The sequence below is a fragment of the Kiloniellales bacterium genome, from assembly GCA_030066685.1.
Lineage (GTDB): Bacteria > Pseudomonadota > Alphaproteobacteria > Kiloniellales > JAKSBE01 > JAKSBE01.
On the sequence record JASJBF010000055.1, the window covers coordinates 26112 to 46992 of the forward strand.

At 68.1% G+C, this 20881-nt stretch carries 17 protein-coding genes; 8 read left to right on the forward strand and 9 right to left on the reverse strand.

Features of this window, described 5'->3' with window-relative positions; genetic code table 11:
• Positions 1–42: 42 nt before the first annotated feature.
• A complete protein-coding gene (locus tag QNJ30_26485; protein ID MDJ0947014.1) occupies positions 43–264 on the reverse strand; it encodes an amphi-Trp domain-containing protein in 222 nt (73 codons plus the stop codon).
• A 181-nt stretch (positions 265–445) separates the two neighbouring features.
• Between QNJ30_26485 and QNJ30_26490 the strand changes: the two genes are divergently transcribed.
• Positions 446–1825, forward strand: coding sequence for an FAD-containing oxidoreductase (locus tag QNJ30_26490; GenBank protein MDJ0947015.1), 1380 nt, complete (start codon positions 446–448; stop codon positions 1823–1825).
• 34 nt (positions 1826–1859) lie between these two features.
• On the opposite strand, the gene QNJ30_26495 is transcribed toward QNJ30_26490, so the two are convergent.
• Positions 1860–4592: an MOSC domain-containing protein gene (locus tag QNJ30_26495; GenBank protein MDJ0947016.1), complete on the reverse strand. Its 2733-nt coding sequence runs from the start codon at positions 4590–4592 to the stop codon at positions 1860–1862.
• Positions 4593–5098: 506 nt separating this feature from the next.
• On the opposite strand from QNJ30_26495, the gene QNJ30_26500 reads away from it, so the two are divergent.
• The 5 genes from QNJ30_26500 (at position 5099) to QNJ30_26520 (ending at position 10866) form a co-directional block, all read left to right on the forward strand.
• Positions 5099–6316, forward strand: a complete 1218-nt coding sequence (locus tag QNJ30_26500; protein ID MDJ0947017.1) for an RtcB family protein — start codon at positions 5099–5101, stop codon at positions 6314–6316.
• A gap of 141 nt (positions 6317–6457) precedes the next feature.
• Positions 6458–6778 carry a hypothetical protein gene (locus QNJ30_26505; protein ID MDJ0947018.1) on the forward strand — a complete coding sequence of 107 codons (321 nt, stop codon included), beginning with the start codon at positions 6458–6460 and terminating at the stop codon, positions 6776–6778.
• A gap of 152 nt (positions 6779–6930) precedes the next feature.
• Entirely contained in the window at positions 6931–8709 is a 1779-nt protein-coding gene (locus QNJ30_26510; protein ID MDJ0947019.1) for a hypothetical protein, read from the forward strand.
• The gene (locus QNJ30_26515) at positions 8699–9913 is read left to right on the forward strand and encodes a CapA family protein (protein ID MDJ0947020.1); all 1215 of its coding nucleotides are present in this window, start codon (positions 8699–8701) and stop codon (positions 9911–9913) included. The genes QNJ30_26510 and QNJ30_26515 overlap by 11 nt, the downstream gene beginning before the upstream one ends.
• A gap of 323 nt (positions 9914–10236) precedes the next feature.
• The gene (locus QNJ30_26520) at positions 10237–10866 is read left to right on the forward strand and encodes a LysE family translocator (GenBank protein ID MDJ0947021.1); all 630 of its coding nucleotides are present in this window, start codon (positions 10237–10239) and stop codon (positions 10864–10866) included.
• Positions 10867–11015: 149 nt separating this feature from the next.
• On the opposite strand, the gene QNJ30_26525 is transcribed toward QNJ30_26520, so the two are convergent.
• From QNJ30_26525 to QNJ30_26545, 5 genes are all read right to left on the reverse strand, one after another.
• Positions 11016–12047 (reverse strand): histone deacetylase family protein, encoded by a 1032-nt coding sequence (locus QNJ30_26525; GenBank protein MDJ0947022.1) that lies wholly within the window; start codon positions 12045–12047, stop codon positions 11016–11018.
• Positions 12048–12320: 273 nt separating this feature from the next.
• Positions 12321–13358: an extracellular solute-binding protein gene (locus tag QNJ30_26530; GenBank protein MDJ0947023.1), complete on the reverse strand. Its 1038-nt coding sequence runs from the start codon at positions 13356–13358 to the stop codon at positions 12321–12323.
• A gap of 31 nt (positions 13359–13389) precedes the next feature.
• Entirely contained in the window at positions 13390–14232 is an 843-nt protein-coding gene (locus QNJ30_26535) for an ABC transporter permease (protein MDJ0947024.1), read from the reverse strand.
• Positions 14229–15125, reverse strand: coding sequence for an ABC transporter permease (locus QNJ30_26540; GenBank protein ID MDJ0947025.1), 897 nt, complete (start codon positions 15123–15125; stop codon positions 14229–14231). The genes QNJ30_26535 and QNJ30_26540 overlap by 4 nt, the downstream gene beginning before the upstream one ends.
• Positions 15125–16222 (reverse strand): ABC transporter ATP-binding protein, encoded by a 1098-nt coding sequence (locus tag QNJ30_26545; GenBank protein MDJ0947026.1) that lies wholly within the window; start codon positions 16220–16222, stop codon positions 15125–15127. Before QNJ30_26545 ends, QNJ30_26540 begins: the two co-directional genes overlap by 1 nt.
• Positions 16223–16392: 170 nt before the next feature.
• On the opposite strand from QNJ30_26545, the gene QNJ30_26550 reads away from it, so the two are divergent.
• Positions 16393–17193: an N-formylglutamate amidohydrolase gene (locus QNJ30_26550; protein MDJ0947027.1), complete on the forward strand. Its 801-nt coding sequence runs from the start codon at positions 16393–16395 to the stop codon at positions 17191–17193.
• 48 nt (positions 17194–17241) lie between these two features.
• Here the strand turns inward: QNJ30_26550 and QNJ30_26555 are convergent, their stop codons facing one another.
• Together QNJ30_26555 and QNJ30_26560 are read right to left on the reverse strand one after the other, a co-directional pair.
• Positions 17242–17790: a hypothetical protein gene (locus QNJ30_26555; GenBank protein ID MDJ0947028.1), complete on the reverse strand. Its 549-nt coding sequence runs from the start codon at positions 17788–17790 to the stop codon at positions 17242–17244.
• 638 nt (positions 17791–18428) lie between these two features.
• The gene (locus QNJ30_26560; GenBank protein MDJ0947029.1) at positions 18429–18842 is read right to left on the reverse strand and encodes a hypothetical protein; all 414 of its coding nucleotides are present in this window, start codon (positions 18840–18842) and stop codon (positions 18429–18431) included.
• Positions 18843–19225: 383 nt separating this feature from the next.
• On the opposite strand from QNJ30_26560, the gene QNJ30_26565 reads away from it, so the two are divergent.
• A complete protein-coding gene (locus tag QNJ30_26565; GenBank protein MDJ0947030.1) occupies positions 19226–20779 on the forward strand; it encodes a SpoIIE family protein phosphatase in 1554 nt (517 codons plus the stop codon).
• Positions 20780–20881: the final 102 nt, after the last annotated feature.

Below are 20881 nucleotides of genomic sequence, written 5' to 3' on the forward strand. Positions count from 1 at the left end.
CGGCTCGGCGAGCGGGAGCTTTCCCGGGCGGCTGCCGAAGCTTCAGCTCTGCCACCTGACCTGGAACTCCAGCTCCTCGGCGCCGTCTTCGCGCTCGTGCTCGATGTTGAAGACGGCGCGGTCGGGGACGTAGATCCGCTCCCCGGCGACCTGGATCTCGAAGTTCTCCGCGGACTCCAGGCAGTCGGCAGGGCGGCGCAGCTTGGCGACGAAGTCGTCGGTCGGATAGCCCTTCTCGATGTCGCGGTCGGGCTTGGCGCTCATGGCAGAGTCTCCTCTTCCTGCATGGGGACCGACGGGCCGGCCCGGTCGCGCGGACGTTAGCCCGGGAACTTTATGAATTCGTGACCAGAGGGACCGCGCCGGGAAGCACCGTGTTTCGGCCGCGGAAACTCGCTAGGCTAGGCGTTCCTTGGCTCACACCGCCGGAACGGGGAGAGACGTCATGGCGGAACGTTACGACGCGATCATCGTCGGCACCGGCCAGGCCGGACCTTCGCTCGCCGCGCGCATGACCCGGGAGGGCATGAAAACGGCGATCATCGAGCGCAAGCTCTTCGGCGGTACCTGCGTCAACGTCGGCTGCATCCCGACCAAGACCCTGGTCGCGAGCGCCCGGGCCGCCCAGGTGGCGCGGCGCGGCGCCGACTACGGCGTCACCGTCGGGGGGCCGGTCGCCGTCGACATGAAGCGGGTCAAGGCGCGCAAGGACGCGGTCGTGCGGCAATCCAACGAGGGCGTGACCAAGTGGCTCAAGACCATGGAGAACCTGACCGTCTACGAGGGCCACGGCCGCCTGGAGAGTGCCACCTCGGTCCGGGTCAAGGGGGATCTGCTCGAGGCCGACAGGATCGTCCTCAACGTCGGCGGCCGCGCCCGCGTCCCGGACCTGCCGGGCCTGGACGAGATCGACTATCTGACCAATTCCTCCATGATGGAGGTGGACTTCCTGCCCGAGCACCTGATCGTCATCGGCGGCAGCTACATCGGCCTGGAGTTCGCCCAGATGTACCGGCGCTTCGGCAGCCGGGTCACGGTCGTGGAGATGGGCGAGCGGCTGATCGCCCGCGACGACGAGGACGTCTCCGCCGAGGTCAAGGCGATCCTGGAGGCCGAGGGTGTCGAGGTGCGCCTAAAGGCCGAGTGCGTGGGCTTCGCCCGGCGCGGCGACCGGGTCGCGGTCACCGCCAGCTGTGAGCCCGGACCCGAAGAGATCCTCGGCAGCCACGTGCTCCTGGCGGTGGGCCGCGTGCCCAACACGGACGACCTGGGCCTGGAGGCGGCCGGCGTCGAGACCGACCCGCGCGGCTTAATCGTCGTCGACGACGAGTTGCGGACCAACGTGCCGGGCATCTGGGCGATCGGCGACGTCAACGGCCGCGGCGCCTTCACCCACACATCCTACAACGATTACGAGATCCTCGCGGCCAACCTCTTCGACGACGACCCGCGCCGGGTCACCGACCGCATCCTGACCTACGGGCTCTTCATCGATCCGCCCCTGGGCCGGGTCGGCCTGACCGAGCGGGAGGTCCGGGACTCGGGCCGCAAGGCCCTGGTCGGCAAGATGGCAATGAGCCGCGTCGGCCGCGCGCGCGAGCGCGGCGAGACCCAGGGCTTCATGAAGGTCCTGGTCGACGCCGAGACCGAGCGGATCCTCGGCGCGGCCATCCTCGGGATCGGCGGCGACGAGGTGATCCACTCGCTGCTCGACGTGATGTACGCCGACGCGCCCTACAGCGTGATCCGCCGCGCCGTGCATATCCACCCGACCGTCACCGAGCTGATCCCGACCCTGCTGGGCGACCTGAAACCGCTGGACTAAAGGACGAGGATCGCTCCGGGTCCCTCGCCGGCAGTCAGACCTCGATAACGAGGTTGGACTTGGGCTTCGAACAGCAGATCAGGACGCTGCCGGGCGGCAGCTCGTCCAGGGGCTCTTCGAGGTACTCGACCTCGCCTTCGACCAGGGTGCAGATGCAGGTCTGGCAGATGCCCGAGCGGCAGCTGAAATCGGGGCTGAGGCCCTGCCGTTCGGCCAGGTCCAGGATGCTCTCGCAGGCCGAGTCCCAGTCGGCGGTCACGCCCGAGCGGGCGAAGGTCACCTGCAGGCCGCCGGCGAGCTCGGTCTCGGCGCTCGGTGCCTTGTCCGGGCCGAGCGGCCTGGCCTCTTCCTGCAGCGGCGAAGCCGGGCCGAAGAACTCGTAGTTTAGGCGGCTCTCCGAGACGTCGAGGGCCCGCAGGCCGCAGTAGAGCGAGCGCATGAAGGGCGTCGGCCCGCAGATGTAGAAGTCGTAGTCGCCGAAGGGCAGCAGCGTCTTCAGCAGGGCGACGTCGACCCGTCCCCGGCTGTCGTAGTCGCGGCCCTCGACATCCTGCTCCGTCGGCTGGCTGTAGCGGATGTGGGCCCGCACGTTGGCGTTCTCCGCGGCCAGCCGCCGGACCTGCGCGCCCATGGCATGCTCCCGGCCGTTGCGGGCGCCGTGGATGAACCAGACCGGGCGCGGGTTGCCGCTGTCGACGATGCTGTTCAGCATGCTCACCATCGGGGTCAGTCCGACCCCGCCGCTCAGCAGCACGACCGGCCGCGCGCCCTCCGGATCGAGGTGGAACTTGCCGCGCGGCGCGCCGATGCGAAGCTTGCTGCCGACCTCGACCCGGTCGTGAAAGAAATTGGACGACAGACCGGGCGGCGAATCGGGTCGACCCTCGGGGGCCGGCTCCCGCTTGATGCTGACGCGGTAGCGGTCCGGATTGGGACTGTCGGAGAGCGAATAGGTGCGAATCACCGGCTTGTCCTGCCCCGGGATCGTCAGCTCGAAGGTCAGGAACTGGCCCGGCAGGAAAGGCGGCAGGGGCGCCCCGTCTTCCGGCACGAGGTGGAAGGAGGTGATGGTCTCGCTCTCCTGGGCCTTGCGCTCGACCACGAAGCTCCGGTAGCCCTCGCGGGCCGCGGGGCAGTCCTCGGCCTTGGCCAGGCGCTCCTCGAAGGAACCCTTCCAGCCGTGCGACAGTGCCGGCATGGCCAAGGCCTTGCCGGTCGCCTCCAGGTTCTCCTTGTCGAAGTAGAGGAGCTCGTTGACCGCGCGCACGCTCAGGGATTCCGGGTCCCGCCGGACCAGAACCAGACGGTCGCCGGCGCCGACCTCGCCCTCCTCGAGGACGCGGAAATAGAACCCGATCCGGCCGCTCGCCAGGAACTGGTTCTGGAAGCCGTCGATGCCCATCTTGATGGCCAGCTTGTAGCAGGGCACGCGCGGCTGGCTGACCTCGACCAGGGCGCCGCCGACCCGGAAGACGTCGCCGACGTGGATGTCGTCTTCCAGCAGGCCTTCGACGGTGAAGTTCTCGCCGAACTGGCCGAGCTCGAGATCGTCCCGGCCCAGCTCCCGGGCCCAGTAGGCGTAGTTCTCGAAGGGATAGGCGTAGACCGCCCGAAAGGTCCCGCCGTGGCCCCAGAGATCCGCCTGTCCGTCGCCGTCCAGATTCAGGCGCCGCAGCATCACCCGCCCCTCGACCGGTTCCTTGAAGATCCCGGTCGTGATGGCCTTGCCGTCGTGCAGGATCTCCTTGGGCAGGGAGACGTTGACCGACTTCAAGGTCACGGTCGGTTGGTCCGCGACCACATCCTCTCCGCTGTCGGAGAACTCTGGCCCGTCCAAGACGGGGGAGTAGTCCTGGAACGTCCAGGTGAAGGGTACGGCCCCTTCGATCCGCAGCGATTCCCGGACGGTGAAGGCCAGCACCCGCTTGGCGCCCGGGAAGCGCCGGATGTGCGCCGGGTCCCAGAGGATCTCGGCCTCGCCGGTCAGCTGAAGCGTGTCGCCGCTCTCGAAGTCGATGAACAGCAGGCCGCACTTCGGATCGACCGCGATGTTGCCGAGGGTGTTGAACATGCAGTTGCCGGAATAGTCCGGCAGCAACAGCAGGGTCTCGTGGGCGACCAGCGCGAAGCCCGGCTTGCCGCCGCGGTGCGACACGTCGACGCCTTGGCGCCAATCCGCGGCGTCCTCCGAGAAATGGCTGGCGATGAACAGGGTGTCGGCGCGCGCGACGAGGGCGGCCTGGTCCTTGGTCAGGGCCTCTCCGCGCTGCACCGGCCGATTTTCGCCGATCCGCGAGATCTCACCGGCCAGAGCGGGCCGGCGGGCCTGGATGTACTTCGGGCAGTTGCCGAAGCTCTGCAGGACCTCGATCTCGAAGTCCTTCCGGCTTTTCCGGGCCACTCTGCCGTTGAGGCGATTGCGCCGGCGGGTCGGGAACTCGAGCCCCAAGGCGCCGATGTCCGCCCCCTCAACGAGCGCTTCGCCCAGAGGATCGCCATAGATCGGCCGCGCCGTCACCTGCAGCCTGTGCGCATCGATGGGTCGAAGAAAACCGGCCTCGCCCGCCAAGACCGAGGCCCAGGGCCGGCCGGCCACATCCCGCGTGCCGACGATCAGGAGGGACAGCTGGGCAAAGAACGCCTGATGCTCGGCCGGCATCTTACGGCGAATCATCCGCCGGCCGAGGTCCTCCATCTTGTCCGCCATGCCGATGCGAGCCTGGATTTCCTTCTCGCCCCGGTGAAAGGGTGACTGGTCTGCCGGCAAGTCCTACCTCCCCGCGCTTTGGCGTCCTTTATGCGCCCAAGGGTGGAAACCAGATCATACGCCACTCGACGGGAATCGGCTGACCCGAGATATATTAGACAATTGCAAATGGTTAGCGCATGCCGTCTGCGTTCACCGGCGCGGGCGAAGAACCTTGCAAGACCCCATGAGCTAGGGCGCGCTCTGTGGTCCTCCTTGACTTTCAAGCACGGCCGGCGCTACACAGTTGGCCCCCGGCGATAGGCGCCGGGGGCGAGCGGAAGCGCTGATATGACCTTAAGATCGTCATCTCATGCGAGGTATCGCAGCCGGGCCGACGCCGCGCCTTGGCTGCGGCCTTGCCGTGTCCTGCCGGAAGGGAGCTTTCCGCCGCGTCCGTGACGACCCGACATCGTTGGCGACGCCTTCGAAAACCCCTCCCGGGCCGCGGCCAAGGAGGGGTTAAGTTTTTCCGGCCTTAATTTTTTCGGGGCAAGGTCAGGCCCCGCCAAGCAGGAGCGAAGACCATGAGCGGCTTCGAGTTCATCGAGACCCGCGGCAAGCCGATCAAGGCCTGGATCAAGGGCGTCCCGGTCGAGGAGGCCGCGCGCAAGCAGTTAGAGAACATCGCCGCGCTGCCCTTCATCCACAAGCACGTGGCGGCCATGCCCGACGTGCACCTGGGCCGTGGCGCCACCGTCGGCTCGGTCATCGCGACCAAGGGCGCGATCATCCCGGCCGCGGTCGGGGTCGACATCGGCTGCGGCATGATGGCGGTGCAGACCGACCTGACCGCCGAGCGCCTGCCGGACTCGCTCGCCAAGCTCCGCGCCGAGATCGAGCGCGCGGTGCCGGTCGGCAACGGCAAGGGCGGCGACTGGAAGGACGGCCAAGTCCCGGCCCGAGCCGAGACCGCCTTCGGCCGCTCCGACCTGGCCGCGCGCCTGCAGGCCGTGGTCGCCAGGCACCCGAAGATCTTCACCCACAAGGCCCTGGCCCAGCTCGGCACCCTGGGCGGCGGCAACCACTTCGTCGAGGTCTGCCTGGACGAGGCGGGGCTGGTCTGGGTGATGCTGCACTCGGGCTCGCGCGGCACCGGCAACAAGGTCGGGACCTACTTTATCGAGCAGGCCCGCCGCGGCATCGAGAAGCGCTTCATCTCGGGCACCCTGCCGGACAAGGACCTGGCCTTCTTCATCGAAGGCGAGGACGCGCTCTTCGACGACTACACCGAGGCGGTCGGCTGGGCCCAGGACTACGCCCGCGCCAACCGCGAGGTGATGATGGCGCGCACCTTGGAGGCCCTGCGCAAGACCCTGCCGAAGCTCAAGACCGCCAAGGTCGCGGTCAACTGCCATCACAACTACGTGGAGCGGGAGAGCCACTTCGGCGCGGAGGTCTGGGTGACCCGCAAGGGCGCGGTGCGGGCCCGCGAAGGCGACCTGGGCATCATCCCGGGCTCGATGGGCGCGCGCTCCTTCATCGTGCGCGGCAAGGGCAACGCCGAGGCCTTCCACTCCTGCTCCCACGGGGCCGGCCGCGTCATGTCGCGCAGCGAGGCCAAGCGGCGCTTCACCCTGAAGGACCACCGCGCCGCGACCGAGGGCGTCGAGTGCCGCAAGGACGAGGGCGTGATCGACGAGACCCCGGCGGCCTACAAGGACATCGACGCGGTCATGGCCGCTCAGTCCGACCTGGTCGAGGTCCTCCACACCCTCAAGCAGGTCGTGTGCGTTAAGGGCTGAGCGTGGAGAAGAGTGCCGGTGGCACTCTTCTCCACGCTCAGGAGAAAAAGGCGGAACAGCGCCGGTGGCACTGTTCACGGGCTCAGAAATCGTGGGGGCACAGTGCCGGTGGCCCTCTCGCCCGCGCTCAGGGATGACGACATGAGTAAGCGCGACGCCGCGATCATCCTCGGTCTGTCCGTGGTCTCCTGGTTTTTCGTCTCCGGGTTCTTCGTGGCACTCGGCGCCCTGGCGACGCCGGGGACGGGCAGCCTGAGCGAAGGAACGGCGCGGTTCATGATGGTCTTCATGTCGCTGCCCCTGACGGCGGGCGCATCCGTTCTTGCCGGCTGGATCGCCTTCTTCCTCGGCAGGCACAGGCTGGCTGTCGGTCTCGTGTGTCTGCCTCTGCTGCACGTGGTCTTCATCATCGCCTTCGTCGTCGCGACCTTCACGATCTGCGACATGGAGTTCTGCCTGTAGCCGGTTCCGGCTGCAGGCTCCCCGATGGGGCGCCGGCTCGTCACCCATCGGTCCTTGGCGCGCGCAGGCCGCTGGCGGAGAACGAAGCGGACTTTACCCTTCTTCAAGAAGTCCCGGCGACCTTCGGGGCCAGCGACTTCCCCGGAGGCTCCATGCCCGCCCTGCCTGCGCGGCCAGACACCGCACCCCTGCCGCCCTGGCTCGGCCTCCTGCTCGCGCTGGCCAGTGCCTTGCTGCTGCGGGCCTCTCTCGGTTACCGGCCCTTTCCTTCGATCGACGACTACATCTATATCCCGCTCGCCTGGGCCAGCGCCGATCCCGGGCTCTATGGCAGCGATCTCTTGCTGCAGGGCCAGCGGCTACACTCGCCGGTCTGGCCCTTCCTGGTCTCCGGCCTGGAGGCGAGCCTGGGTCTGGCCACCGGGCTCTGGCTGCTGACTCTTCTGCTGTCGCTGGCCACCTTCGGCGCCCTCTGGCAGCTCTGCAGGCGCTTGGGGGGCAGCGGAGTCTTCCTTCCGCTGACCTGTGTGATCGCGCTGGGCGCCCAGGTGCAGGGCCTGGGCCGTGGCCAGTACGATGGCCTCTTCGGCAACGCCTTCCACATGCAGTGGCTGGCGCTGGTCCTGGTGCTCTGGGCCTATGAGGCCTGGCTGCGGCCCCGCAGCCTCTTGGCCGGCACGCTGCTCGGCCTCGCCTGCATCGCCCATCCGGTGGTCGCCCTGCACGGCGGGGCCGTGGTCGCCGCCTCCGCCCTGGCTCTGGGCCGTGCCGGCTTCCGGCCGTTGGCGCTCACCGGCCTTGCGACCGCCTTGGTCTCGGCGCCGGTGTCGCTGCCCTTGGCGTGGGACTTCCTGCTGTCACCGCGCGGAGACCTGCCGTCGGCCCTGCTCGTCGAGCAGGGTTACCTGTTCCGCACGCCGCAGGAATTCATCCTGATCGGCGGTGCCGTGGCCATCGTGGTCACGATCGCCGCCCTGGGCCTCGCAGCGACGGCGGCGTTGCTGGAGCGTCAACCGGGTCCGCAGCCCCGCGCCTTTCTCGGCCTGCTGCTGGGCCAGGCCGCGATCGCAGCGCTGGCCATTGCCTTCCACCTCGGGGAAGAGGGCCAGCCGCAGAAGCTCTGGCCCTATCTGCTGCATCTCACCCGCACCACCCCGTTGCTGCTCGGCCTCTCGGCCGTCGCCCTGGCAGCCGCGCTGGAGCAGGAGTTCCTGGGGACGCGGCAGGAACAGGAGCGCAGCCTGCGGCTCGGCTGGATCGTCTTTTGGGTGCTGCTGCTCTCCGGCTTCCTCACGCTGCTGCTGAGCCAGCCCGACGGGCGGCCGGGGCACTTCCTGCTGATGTTGCTCGGCCTCATCACCGTCCTCGCCGCACGCCGTCTCTGGCTGCGGCCCGTGCTGGCGGCACTTTGGGGCTTGGCCGGCCTGGGTGCCCTCGGCTTCTTTGTCTGGCAGAGCGAGCTGACGTCCAAGCCCGGCGCGGGCGAGGCCGCGCTCTTCGCCTGGGCGCAGGCGGAGACCGAGGCCGAGGCCCTTTTCATCCTTCCGCCCGGTTTCGAGAAGTTTCGCTTTCATGCCCGGCGCAGCGGGTTCGTCGATTTCAAAGGCTTTCCCGCCTCCGAGCCGGCGCTGATCCCAGAGTGGCGCCGGCGCCTGGAGCTGGTCGCCCGCCCCGACGGCCGCGCGCGCCAGGCCAAGGGCTGGAAAGGCATAGCAGAATGGGACCGCAGCTATGCCAACTTCAACACCCCGGCGCGGATTGCCGAGCTGCTGCAGGAGACCCGGGCCGACTACTTCGTCTGGGACGCCGAAGGGCTTCTGATCCCTCCCTTCCTGCCGCACACGGATTCGGGGGACCCGCGGCTTGAGACCGCCTTCCGGAACGGCCGATTCCTCGTCTACCGTCTCAAGGGGGCGCCCCTTGGCGGCTAAAGTCTCGCTCGGCATCGGCCCTTGGCAGCTCGGCGCCGGCCTGCTGCTCGCGCTCGCGCTGATCTGGCTCTGGTACAGCCTGTCGGTCGAGGCCCGACGGCCGGCCTCGACCGACATCGTCCTAGTCGAGGAAGCGGCCCCGCCCGCCGCCGGCCCGGCGGCCCTGCCCGCCGTCGACGACGCCGGCCCCCGGCTGCGCCTGGGCTTCGCCGGCGACATCATGCAACACCGGGCCCAGGCCGACGACGATTTCGCTGCCTCTTACGCCGGGATCGCGCCGATCCTCCGGGGCTTCGACCTCGCCTTGGGCAACCTCGAGTTTCCGGTCCACCCGGGGCGTCCCCTCGGGCCACCACCGAACTCCGTCCAGTTCAATGGGTCGCCGGCGCATCTCGACGCCCTGGCCGGCGCCGGCTTCGACCTGCTCAGCCAGGCCAACAACCATGTCTTCGACCAGGGCCTCGAAGGCGCCCTCCGGACGAGGGCCGAACTGGAAGCGCGCGGCTTGATCGGGCTCGGCGTCGGGGCCTCGCCAGCCGAGATCGGCCCTCGAGTCGTCGAGGTGAAGGGCGTCCGCCTGGCCTTTGTCGCCTATACCTTCCCGCCCAACTACTACGAGGACAAAACCGGGAAGCCGAGCTATTGGGCGCGGGACTGGCCGATCCATGCCCTCAACTTCGAGGACTGGACCGGTCCCTATCGGGCCCAGGGCCAAAGCCTCTTTGCGGAGCACGTCGCGGCGGCGCAGGCCCAGGGTGCCGAGATGCTGATCGCCCTGGTGCACTGGGGGCGGGAATGGCACTACCAGCCCAGCGCCGACCAGCGCCGCGCCGCGCATGACATGATCGAGGCCGGCATCGGCCTCGTCGTCGGCAGCCAATCCCACGTCCTCGGGCCACCGGAGGTCTACCGCGACGGCCTCATCGCCTACAGCCTTGGCAACCTCAACTCCGACTTCGTGCCGGCCGAGGTGCGCCTGGGCGCTCTGCTGGAAGTGACCCTCACCAGGCGGCGAGACCGCCTCGCGCTCACCGGCTTCCGCTACCTGCCCGTGGTCTCCGAACGCGAGGGCCACCGCGTGACGTTGCTGGAGGACGCGGCGGCGCCGGAAGCGGGCGAGCTGCGGCGCCTGGCCGCAAGGATCCTGGGGCCGGCGGCCGGGGTCGGCGGCGAGCAGACCGCCGCCGCGCCCGGAGCACGATGACATAAGGTCGAATCGGCCTCACGTCCGAATCGTGCTCCTAAATGTTGAAGTGGGGCGGGATCTTGAAAGAGTCCCGTGCCCTTGCCTTGAGGTCATCCTTCGACAGGGGGTGCTGCCCGGCGCTACGCGCCCCGTCGAAGGGCGAGGGTGGCCGTTCGCAGTTCTTCAACAACCTGCTAGAAGATTGACTGGCCGCCGTTGCCCTGTTGGTAGTCGACGTCGAGCAACGCCACCCGCCCTACCCCGACGGCCGGCACAGCGGGAAGACTGCCGGCCGTAAAGGACATCGAACGATCGCGTTTTAGCTCGAACCGGAGCCCCAGATGCCCACCCTCGACCACCTGATCCCCTTCCTCCTCGCCACCCTGGTCTTCGCGGTCATGCCGGGGCCCGCGGTCCTCTACACCGCAGCCCAGACCCTGGCGCGCGGGCGGCGGGGCGGCTTCCTGGCGGCGCTGGGCATCCACCTCGGCGGCTTCGCCCATGTGATCGCCGCCGCGGCCGGGCTCTCGGCGGTCTTCAAGCTGGTGCCGGAGGCCTATGCCGCGGTGAAGCTCGCCGGCGCGCTCTACCTGGTCTGGCTCGGCATCGGGATCATCCGGGGCGGGCGGGACCGGAGCGATCTGCCACAGGTCCGCGACAAGCGGGCGCGGCGGGCCTTCCTGGAGAGCGTCGTCGTGGAGGTCTTGAACCCCAAGGCCGCGATCTTCTACATCGCCTTCCTGCCGCAGTTCGTCGACCCGGCCGCGGCGGCGCCGGTCTGGCTGCAGTTCCTGGTCCTAGGCGTGATCGTCAACCTGGCCTTCAGTGCCATGGATGTGGTCACGGTCCTCTTGACCTCGACCATGCTGCGCCGCGTCCGCGACAGCGGCCTGGGCGAAAAGATCCTCCGCTGGCTCGGCGGCTCGATCCTGATCGGCCTCGGCGCAAGACTGGCGGTCTCGGAGCGGTGAGCGACCCAACCGACCCTCCCACATGTCATTGCCGGGGCGCGTACGCGCGGCGCTTCGCGCGACCCGGCAATCCATGGTGCCGCTGCTCGATGAATGCCCGGATCAAGTCCGGGCATGACAGCGAGAGAGTTACATCGGCAGCCGACCCTCTACGCTTCCTCGAAGCCCTGCAGCACGCCCACCGCGTTGAGGCCGATCTCCTCCACGGCGTAGCCGCCTTCCATGACGAAGAGGGTGGGCAGGCCGAGGGCGGCGACGCGGGCGCCGATCGCGGGGTAGTCGGAGCTCTCCAGCTTGAACCGGGAGATCGGGTCCTTCTCGAAGGTGTCGACGCCGAGGGAGACGACCAGGGCCTCGGCGCCGTAGGCGGCGATCTTCCGGCAGGCGTCCTCCAGGGCCTCGGACCAGAGGTCCATGCCGCTGCCCCAGGCCAGCGGGTAGTTGGCGGTGCAGCCCTCGCCGGCGCCTTCGCCGGTCTCGTCGGCGTAGCCGAGGAAGTAGGGGAACTCCTGGCGCGGGTCGCCGTGGATCGAGGCGAAGAAGACGTCGCCGCGGTCGTAGAAGATCGACTGCGTCCCGTTGCCGTGGTGGTAGTCGACGTCGAGCAGCGCGACCCGCTCCGCCCCGCCGTCGCGGAAGGCCTGGGCGGCGATGGCGGCGTTGTTGAGGAAGCAGTAGCCGCCGTAATAGTCCCGCGCGGCGTGGTGCCCCGGCGGCCGGCAGAGCGCGAAGGCCGCGCGCGCGCCGCCGGCGACCAGGGCCTGGCCGGTGAGCGCCACGTTGGCCGAAGCGGTGATCGCCCGCCAGGTGCCGGCGGTGATCGGCGTGCCGGCGTCGAAGGAGAAGTAGCTGAGCTTGCCGTCGATGGCCTCGGGCTCGCGGTCGCTGCGCAGGCCGCGGATCGGCCAGACCAGCGGCAGGGCGTCGTAGTCGCCGTGGACGGCGACCCAGGCCTCCCAGGCGGTCTCCAGGAAGGTCAGGAAGTTCTCGGCATGGATCCGCGCCAGGGCTTCGCGCCCGAAGTCGTCCGGCGGCCGGACCTCGCCCAGCCCGACCTCGCGGACCCGCGCAAGGACGATCTCGGCCCGCTCCGGCTTCTCGAAGGCCGGCAGCAGCTTGCCGTCGATCAGCTCGGCCTTGCCGTGGTGCAGGCGATGGTCTTGGCTGTAGACGGTCAGCATGCGGCCTTGTCTCCGCCCTTGGCCCTCGGTTCAGTGCTCATCCTTCGTCGGTGTCGCTTCAAGACGGCCCCACCCCCGCTTTCACCCTCGGGCTTGACCCGAGGGTCCATGGAAGCGGCGGTCCGGGTCCATCATGGATTGCCGGGTCAAGCCCGGCAATGACAGCGAGAGGCGGAGACGTCCGAGCGAATCCCCCACGACGTCCCGACTCGTGCTTGCAAGCGGGCCGTTGCTTTGATGACAGGGGCGGCCCGCCTGCCGCCCCCCGCGCCGTCACTGCTTCAGCTTGGTCCAGACCCGGTCCTGGAGCTGCAGGGCCTTCTTGGAGCAGGTCTGGCTGAACATGGCCTTGATGTCGGCCGGCGGGTTGACCTCGGGCGCGGCCTTGAGCTCCTCGGTCATATACTTGCTGCTGCCGGCGATGCCGTTGGAATAGCCGGCGAAGTTCGACTGGATGGCGGCGTTCTGCGGCTCCAGCATGAAGGCGACGAACTTCAGCGCGTTGTCCCGGTTCTTGGCGCCGACCGGCACCGCGACGCTGTCGAACCAGGTGACCACGCCCTCCTTGGGATAGGCGTAGCGCAGCGAGGCCTTCTCCTTGCGCGCCCGCTGGGAATAGCCGTTCCAGTTGGTGTGGATCGCCGTGTCGCCGGAGACCAGGCGCTCGAGGATGCCGTCGGAGTTGTAGACCTTGACGTGGGGCTTCTGCGCCTGCAGCAGGGCCAAGACCTTCTGCATGTCCTCGGCGCTCTCACTACAAAACGGGACTCCCAGATAGATCTGCGCCATGGGGAAGAGATCATCCGGGGCATTGAACATGCCGATCCTGCCCTGCAGCTCGGCCGGCGGCTCGAAGAGCACCTTGTAGCTGTCGACCTCGCCGGTGTAGGCGCTGGTGTCGACGGTAAAGGAGGTCGTGCCCCACTGCCAGGGGATGGTGTAGGCGCCCTCTGGGTCCCATTCCGGCTTCTGCCAGCGCGCCTCGATGTTGGCGTAGCCGGGCAGCGCCGCGGCGTCGATCTTCTCCAGCAGGCCTTCCGTGACGAGGATCTGCACGAAGTTGTGAGTCGGCACGACGATGTCGTAGCCGGTCGCGCCCGACTTCAGCTTGGCCAGCAGGGTCTCGTTGGAATCGTAGGTGTCGAGGGTGACCTTGACCCCGGTCTCCGTCTCGAACCTCTCGATCAGCTCCGGCGCGGTGTAGTCGGTCCAGTTGTAGATGAAGAGCTCGCCCTCGGCCTTGGCCGCCGGCGCGGCACCCAAAGCCGCCGCCAGGGTGAGGCCGGCGAGCAGCGCCAATGTCCTGTTCATGCCCGTATCCTCCCTGTTTTCTTGTCGTTGCTCAGCGCCGCCGCCCGACCAGGTAGGACAGCGAAACGAAAAGCACGGAGACCAGCAGCAGCACCGTCGAGACGGCGTTGACCTCCGGCGTGATCCCCATGCGCACCATACCGTAGATGTAGAGCGGCAGGGTCGTCGAGCCCGCCTCGGCGACCATCAGGGTGATGATGAAGTCGTCGATCGAGATGATGAAGGCCAGCATCGCCCCCGAGAGCACGCCGGGCATCAAGAGCGGCAGGGTGACGTGGCGGAAGGTCTGCCATTCGCTCGCGTAGAGGTCCTGGGCGGCCTGCTCCAGGGTCGTGTCCATGCCCTGCAGCCGGGCGCGGATCGGCAGGAAGGCGAAGGGGATGCAGAACACGCTGTGGGCGATGATGACGTTGCCCAGCCCCAGCGAAAGGCCGATGGCGGCGAAGAAGGACAGGGTCGCGACCGCGGTCACGATCTCCGGCACCACCAGCGGCAGGGTCAGCACGGCGTAGGCCGCCGTTCGGCCGCGGAAGCGCCCGCCGCGGGCCAAGGCCAGGGCGGCGCAGGTCGCCAGCACCGTCGCGATGGCGGTCGCCACGGTGGCGACGGTCAGGCTGTTGAGGGCGGCGCGCTGGATATCGTCGTTGGCGAAGGCGCGCAGGTACCACTCCAGGCTGAAGCCGGCCCAGATCGTCGCCGAACGCCCGGCGTTGAAGGAGAAGACCACCAGGATCGCGATCGGCGCGTAGAGGTAGAGGAAGAAGACCAGGGTCGTCGCGCCGAAGCCGGGAAAGCGCCCGACCGCGAAGCCGCGGCGGGAAGGCGTGACCGGCGCCGCGGCGGTCTCCCGCGCGCCTTCGGCCAGCGCCGTCACTGTCCCGGCTCCGTCGCCGCGCGCCGCGCCGGCCCCAGCGCGTAGTAGGTCATGGCGGCGAGCACGGCGGCCATGAGGAAGAGCGCCGCCGCCGATCCGAAGGGCCAGTTGCGCGAGGAGGAGAACTGCATCTGGATCAGGCTGCCGATCATCAGCTTCTTGCCGCCGCCCAGCAGGTCGGGGGCGATGAAGGCGCCGACGCTGGGGATGAAGACCAGGATCGATCCGGCGACGATTCCCGGCAGGGCCAGGGGCAGGATGACCCGGCGCAGGACCTGGCGGCGGTTGGCGTAGAGGTCGTGGGCCGCCTCGACCAGGCGCAGGTCCAGCTTCTCGATGCTGGCGTAGATCGGCAGGATCATGAAGGGGATGTAGGTGTAGACCAGCCCGAGCAGGATTGCCCCGTTCGTGTAGAGCAGGGTCATCGGCCGGTCGATGATCCCGGCCGCCAGCAGCAGGTTGTTGACCAAGCCGTGGTCGCGGAGGATCAGGATCCAGCAGAAGGTCCGGATCAGCAGATTGGTCCAGAAGGGAATCGTGACCAAGAAGACCAGCAGGTTGCGCCGGGCCTCGGGCTGGGTCGCCATGTAGTAGGCGACCGGGAAGCCGATCAGGAGGCTCAGCAGCATCGCCGCCGCCGCCAGCAGGATCGAGCGGCCGAAGATCACCAGGTAGGCGGGATTGAAGACCAGGCTGTCGTCGAGGTCGCGCTCGAAGAAGAACTGGACGTAGGCCTCGGCCGAGACGCGCGGCTCGACCCCGCCGTAGGGATCGGCCTCGAGGACGGAATAGACCGCGATGATGCCGATCGGCAGCAGCATGAAGACGCCGATCATGGCCAGCGCCGGCCCCAGGCCGAGCACCCGCCGCAGCCCTGATCGGGCCCGTGCCATCAGTCGCGCAGGATCCTGAGCGCGGCGACCGGCAGGGCGACCGCGACCATGTCGCCGCGGGCGAAGGCCGCCGTGCCGTTCTCGCGGTTGCCGCCGCGCGCGACCAGGCGGCCGCCGCCGGCCAGGGCGATGTGATAGGAGGTCGTGGTGCCCTGGTAGATCTGCTCGCTGATCGTGCCGACAAAGGCGCCGTTGTCGCGGCCGTCGCGCGCCGCCGGAGTCAGGCCGATCTTCTCCGGCCGCAGGGCCAGGGTCACCTTCTCGCCCCGGGCGCCTTCGCCCGGGACCCGGAGCTGCTGCCCGCCCTCCAGCGCGCAGAGCAGGCTGCCCGCAGCGGCCTCGACGACCCGTGCCTCGAGGAAGTTGGACTCGCCGATGAAGTCGGCGACGAAGCGGTTGACCGGCGCCTCGTAGATCTCGTGGGGCGCGCCGACCTGCTGGACCCGGCCCGCCGACATCACGGCCAGGCGGTCCGACATGGTGATCGCCTCCTCCTGGTCGTGGGTCACGAAGACGAAGGTGATGCCGGTCTCGCGCTGCAGGCGCTTCAGCTCCAGCTGCATCTCCTTGCGCAGCTTGAAGTCCAGGGCCGAGAGCGGCTCGTCCAGCAGCAGCACCTTGGGATGGTTGGCCAGGGCCCGGGCCAGGGCGACCCTCTGCTGCTGGCCGCCGGAGAGCTGCGCCGTGCGCCGCCCGGCCAGGCCCTCGAGCTTGACCAGGGCCAGCATCTCGGCCACCGCCGCCTCGATCTCCGCCTTGGGCCGCTTGCGCATCGCCAGGCCGAAGCCGATGTTCTCGGCGACGCTGAGGTGCGGGAAGAGGGCGTAGTTCTGGAACACCGTGTTGACCGGCCGCTTGAAGGGCGGCAGCCCGCCGATCGCCTGGCCCTCCAGCAGGATCTCGCCGCGGTCCGGCTGCTCGAAACCGGCGATCAGGCGCAGCAGGGTGGTCTTGCCGCAGCCCGACGGCCCCAGAAGGGTGAAAAACTCGTTCTGCCGAATTCCGGCCGAGACCTCTTCGAGCGCAACCACCCGCTCGCCGCCGCTTCCGAAGACCTTGGTCGCGGCCCGCACCTCTACGGCGATTCCCTGCGCCACGCCTGCGACCCTCCCGCTCGCCCGCCCTGGCGCCTTGCCGGGTCGGGGCGACCTCGCCCGCCGAAGGTTATAGTCTCTTTGCGTCTTGCTCCGCACCGGCGGAGATCGGCATAGTGCCCCGCCCCAAGGTGGGCTGCAAGGAATGGCGAGCGCCGGGACCAGGGAGAGGGATGACCGAGTTCAAGCTGCTGGATGACGACGAACCGCGACCGGTCACCGTCGAGCGGGAGGGCGGTGCCTCGCCCTTCGTGATCGCCGTCGACCACGCGAGCAACCGGATCCCGCGCCGCCTGGGAGACCTCGGGCTGTCGGAGGCCGAGCGCCGACGGCACATCGCCTGGGACATCGGTGCCGCCGAGGTCGCGCGCGGCCTCGCCGAGACGCTGGATGCGGCCTGCGTGCTGCAGAACTACTCGCGGCTGGTGGTCGACTGCAACCGCTCGCCCAACGTGACCGCCTCGGTGCCGGTGCTCAGCGAGGCGACGCCGATCCCCGGCAACCGGGACCTGACCTCGGCGGAGCTCCTCGCCCGGATCCGCGAGATCCTCGACCCCTACCAGGACCGCATCGCCGACCTGCTGGACGCTCGCGATCTCACCAAGCGGCCCAGCGTGCTGGTCGCCCTGCACAGCTTCACGCCCAGCTTTCTGGGCGAGCCCCGGCCCTGGCACATCGGCATCTTGTACAACCGCGACGCCCGCCTGGCCCACGGCCTGATGGCCCTCCTGGCCGAACAGGGCGACCTTGTGGTCGGCGACAACCAGCCCTACGCGGTCTCGGACGAGACCGACTACACCATCCCGGTGCATGGCGAGCAGCGCGGCCTGATCCACGTTGAGATCGAGATCCGCCAGGATCTGGTCGCGGACCCCGCGGGCCAGGCGGCCTGGGTCGAGCGCCTGGCCGACCTGCTGCCGCGGGCGCTGGACCGGGTGGTCGCGGACTACCGCAGCCCGGACAGAGCCTCGTGAGAGTCGGGATACGGCCGAAGCGCGGCCAGGGTCACACTTTGCTGGAGATCACCGAGCCAGCTCCAGATCGAGACGCATGCCCATCATGTCGAGCTCCAACTGGCCGATCAGCCAGGATTGCCGATAATCGCGATCGCGCATCTGATCGCTTTTCACCCGCTTCACCCGCTCTTCCGCAACCCTGATGTTCAATTCGTGCAGCGCCCGCATTTCCTTGTTCATTTCGAGATCGAGCTCCAGCCTTGCCACCTCCAGGCGTCCCTCGGCCTTCTCGACCAGCACGGCCTGAATATCCGGCTCTGCCTTGCTTTGCTCGGCCAAGAACGTACGCAACACGTTTCTCTTGTTCTCCAGCAGCTTGATCAGGATCGGCGAATAGACCCCGCCGCCGAAGGTCTTGTTGGCTTTATTGGCAAAGGCGAGCTGGGCCTCCAGCAGGTTCAGCTCGGCTTCCTCATAGCTCGTGTCTCGAAGCGTTTGCTCTTCCGGAGACTGATTTTGCGCCAAGGCCCCATGCTGGCTCCAAAGAAGAGCCGAGTTGCCGCAAATCAGCCCAAGGACGAAGACGAGGATATAGGCGACGTGTTTGGCTCTCATGGATCGACTCCCTTGCTCTGACGGGTCATGTTTTTGCGTTCCAAAAGGGGCTCTGCGCGGGCGGCGGCCGGCATCCACCGGTCCTGCAGGCTTCCGGTCGCGGGCGTGCTTCGCAGTCCGTCGCCCGATGCCCGGGCCGCGGCACCGGGCAGCCATCTATAAAAGAGCCTTGCGCAAGTGAGCCAGCACACCGCTTCCATCGCGGCGACAGGTTTTCGTGCGTGATCCATGCCGTGCACCCCCCGCCCTGTTTACGCCGATCCCACTCTAGCGCAGCCATGGCAGGGACGCTTCTAGGTTTGCGCGGAAACTCTCCGTCGTGCCGATCACCGGCTGTCAGCCGACCTGAAGGGCAGTCTGTCCACAACAACCGCGAGACCGAGCGGCCTAGAACCGGCCCCGACAGGGAGGGCGAAGGCCCGGCTTGGCCCATCCGCGGCGTTCAGAGCTACAGCGACCAGGCCCGCCGAGGCCTCGGATACCGACCGCGCAGGGCCCCGCTGGCGATCAAGCACGCCCGGCGAAAGAAGGGCACCTTCGAGGTCGCCCCAATGGTCGGTGGAGCCGGCCTGGGCTTTCCAATGCCGAGGGTTGCCGCGTGCGTGCCGAAGGGGCGGCCGGTGGAGCCACCTCCCTTGTTACTGCATGCACTTGCCGAACTGGGACTTCCTCTGCTGGCCGGCGTAGAAGTCGGAGACACCGTATTCGAAGACGTCCATGTCGTCCGTGTCGCTGCCGAAGCCGCCATCCCATATGCCGGCCCTGTAGGCGGACTCGGCGGCGAGATAGCAGGATTCGATACGGGCCTGACGCTCCACCGAAAAACCCTCCGCATCGGAATGCCAGGCATCGGTCTCCCGGCTGAGGAAGGAACTGTCCAGATTCAAGACCTGACCCGTCTCGACCGCCGGCTCGGTCTGCAGCGCCGCTTGCTGAGGCGACTGATCTTCGGCCCTGACCGGAGAGGTCGAGGCGATCGCCGCCACGCCCAGAAGTACCAGGGACAGCCTGGTGATCGCTTGCATCTTGCCGGAAAAATCGAATTGGCTCATCGCTGCCCCCCAGGTTCCGCGGCGCTCGTGATCTCTGGCTTTCCACGGGCCGCCCGCACTTTGCTTGCACGATATGAATGTGGCTGAAGGCAGGGGCGGCTTGTAGTTTCTAACCGTGAGAAACGTTGCTAATCTGCGTTAGGAACCGTGCCCGACAGGAAACACCACGACGACGCACAGGTGATCTGACCCAAGCCATGCGGTCGTAACGATTGCAGGCAGGGATTTGCAGGGCCGACAGCGCCCTGGCGAACGGGGCGACGATGATCGAAGAACCGGGGGGCATCGCCCAAACAGCGTCTGACGTGCGGCCGTCCACCGAGACTGTTGTCGCTGCGCTTCAACGAGTGCTCGCGAGCCCAGATTTCGCGCGATCGAAGCGAATGAGGCAACTCATTCGCTACCTTGTCGAGGCGTCGCTCAACGGCGAGGTCGAGCGGACCAAGGAATTCTCGATCGCGGTCGAGGTCTTCGGGCGGGACGAGAGCTTCGACCCCCAGACCAGCTCGCTCGTGCGTGTCGAGGCCGGGCGGCTGCGGCGCACACTGAAGCAGTACTACCTGACTCACGGAAAGAACGAGCCCCTTAGGATCGAAATCCCAAAGGGGAACTACGTGGCCGAGTTCCGTATGGCCGGCGACAGCGGTCGGGACCCGGGATTTCCCGTCGCCCGGCCCGCGTCGAGGGAAAAGACGCCACGGGCTCCTGTCGATCCCGGTGACGTCAGCCTGGCCGGGCGGCCGGCCGCCGCCGCGAGAGCCCGGGAGAGGACCGCGAACGGCACCAGGCCGCCGACCATCCTGGTGGTCGACGACGAGCCGCAGGTTGAGGCTCTGATCTCTCAGAAGTTCCGTCGGCGCGTTCGCGACGGCAGCATGTCGTTTCTCTTCGCGCACGACGGCGAGGAGGCCCTGGACACCCTCCTCAGGACCTCCGACATCGACATGATCCTGACCGACATCAACATGCCGCGCATGGACGGTCTGACCCTTCTGGATCATCTGCCCGAGATCAATCCGATCCTGATGGCGGTCGTGGTCACGGCCTATGGCGACATGCCGAACATCCGTACCGCGATGAACCGGGGCGCCTTCGATTTCATCACCAAGCCGATCGACTTCGACGACCTCACCGCGACCATGGAACGCGCGCTCGCACAGAGCGCCATCCTCCGCGAGGCGGCTGTCGAGCACGACCAGTTGCTCAGCCTGCGCAAGGAACTGACCATCGCCCGGGGCATCCAGAACTCCCTTCTGCCGGACCACCTTCCGCAGGAGCAGCGCTTCGCCGTGCATTGCCGGAGCAAGCCCGCCGCCGAGTTCGGCAGCGACTTCTATGACGTCTTCCCCATCGACGACGACCGCTGGGGAATCCTGATCGGCGAGGCCTCCGGCCGGGGCATCGGCGCCGCGCTCGGCATGGCGGTCTCGCGCACGGCGATCAGGACCGCGGCCCTGACCGGGCTCCCGGTGGATGGCAGCGTCACGCGCCTGAACGACCTTCTCTACGATCATTCCGGATCGGAAATCCTGGCGTCGCTCTTCTTCGGAACCTACGACGCGGCCACAGGGACGCTGGCCTATGTCAGCGCCGGCCATCAGCCATCCTACGCCCTGAGGACGGGGGGACAGCTCGAAATCCTGCCCTGTGATCCGGGCTCGGCCGCCGGCCTTCAGGCGGAGGCGTCCTACGCGGCGCAGCAGACGACACTGGCCCCGGGCGAGAGCCTGTTCCTCTACACCGACGGCGTGCCCAGGGCCTTCGACGGCATGCAGCGGCAGTTCTCCATCGGGCGCTTGGAGGAGGTCTTGAGCGTCGGCGCCGATCTCTCGTCGCGGGAACTGTCCGAGCGGGTGCTGGCGGCGGTCGACACCTTCGTCGGCGCGGCCGAGCAGACGGATGACATCACCTGCATGGCGTTCAAACGGCTCGCCTGAAGCGGGATGATCCGAAGCCGATCCGGCTTCCTGTCCGAATTTCGGTCACTTTCAGAAGTCTATCGCCTTGCACCTGAAGGCGGCGAAGCGTGAGGGTGTTGG

Excerpts from the sequence above, each read along its gene's own strand:
- QNJ30_26555 (MDJ0947028.1), bottom strand. The coding sequence starts at position 17,790 with ATGAGAGCCAAACACGTCGCCTATATCCTCGTCTTCGTCCTTGGGCTG.
- QNJ30_26565 (MDJ0947030.1), top strand. The coding sequence starts at position 19,226 with ATGAGGCAACTCATTCGCTACCTTGTCGAGGCGTCGCTCAACGGCGAG.
- QNJ30_26500 (MDJ0947017.1), top strand. The coding sequence starts at position 5,099 with ATGAGCGGCTTCGAGTTCATCGAGACCCGCGGCAAGCCGATCAAGGCC.
- QNJ30_26485 (MDJ0947014.1), bottom strand. The coding sequence starts at position 264 with ATGAGCGCCAAGCCCGACCGCGACATCGAGAAGGGCTATCCGACCGAC.
- QNJ30_26525 (MDJ0947022.1), bottom strand. The coding sequence starts at position 12,047 with ATGCTGACCGTCTACAGCCAAGACCATCGCCTGCACCACGGCAAGGCC.
- QNJ30_26540 (MDJ0947025.1), bottom strand. The coding sequence starts at position 15,125 with ATGGCACGGGCCCGATCAGGGCTGCGGCGGGTGCTCGGCCTGGGGCCG.
- QNJ30_26530 (MDJ0947023.1), bottom strand. The coding sequence starts at position 13,358 with ATGAACAGGACATTGGCGCTGCTCGCCGGCCTCACCCTGGCGGCGGCT.
- QNJ30_26550 (MDJ0947027.1), top strand. The coding sequence starts at position 16,393 with ATGACCGAGTTCAAGCTGCTGGATGACGACGAACCGCGACCGGTCACC.
- QNJ30_26520 (MDJ0947021.1), top strand. The coding sequence starts at position 10,237 with ATGCCCACCCTCGACCACCTGATCCCCTTCCTCCTCGCCACCCTGGTC.
- QNJ30_26560 (MDJ0947029.1), bottom strand. The coding sequence starts at position 18,842 with ATGAGCCAATTCGATTTTTCCGGCAAGATGCAAGCGATCACCAGGCTG.
- QNJ30_26490 (MDJ0947015.1), top strand. The coding sequence starts at position 446 with ATGGCGGAACGTTACGACGCGATCATCGTCGGCACCGGCCAGGCCGGA.
- QNJ30_26505 (MDJ0947018.1), top strand. The coding sequence starts at position 6,458 with ATGAGTAAGCGCGACGCCGCGATCATCCTCGGTCTGTCCGTGGTCTCC.
- QNJ30_26510 (MDJ0947019.1), top strand. The coding sequence starts at position 6,931 with ATGCCCGCCCTGCCTGCGCGGCCAGACACCGCACCCCTGCCGCCCTGG.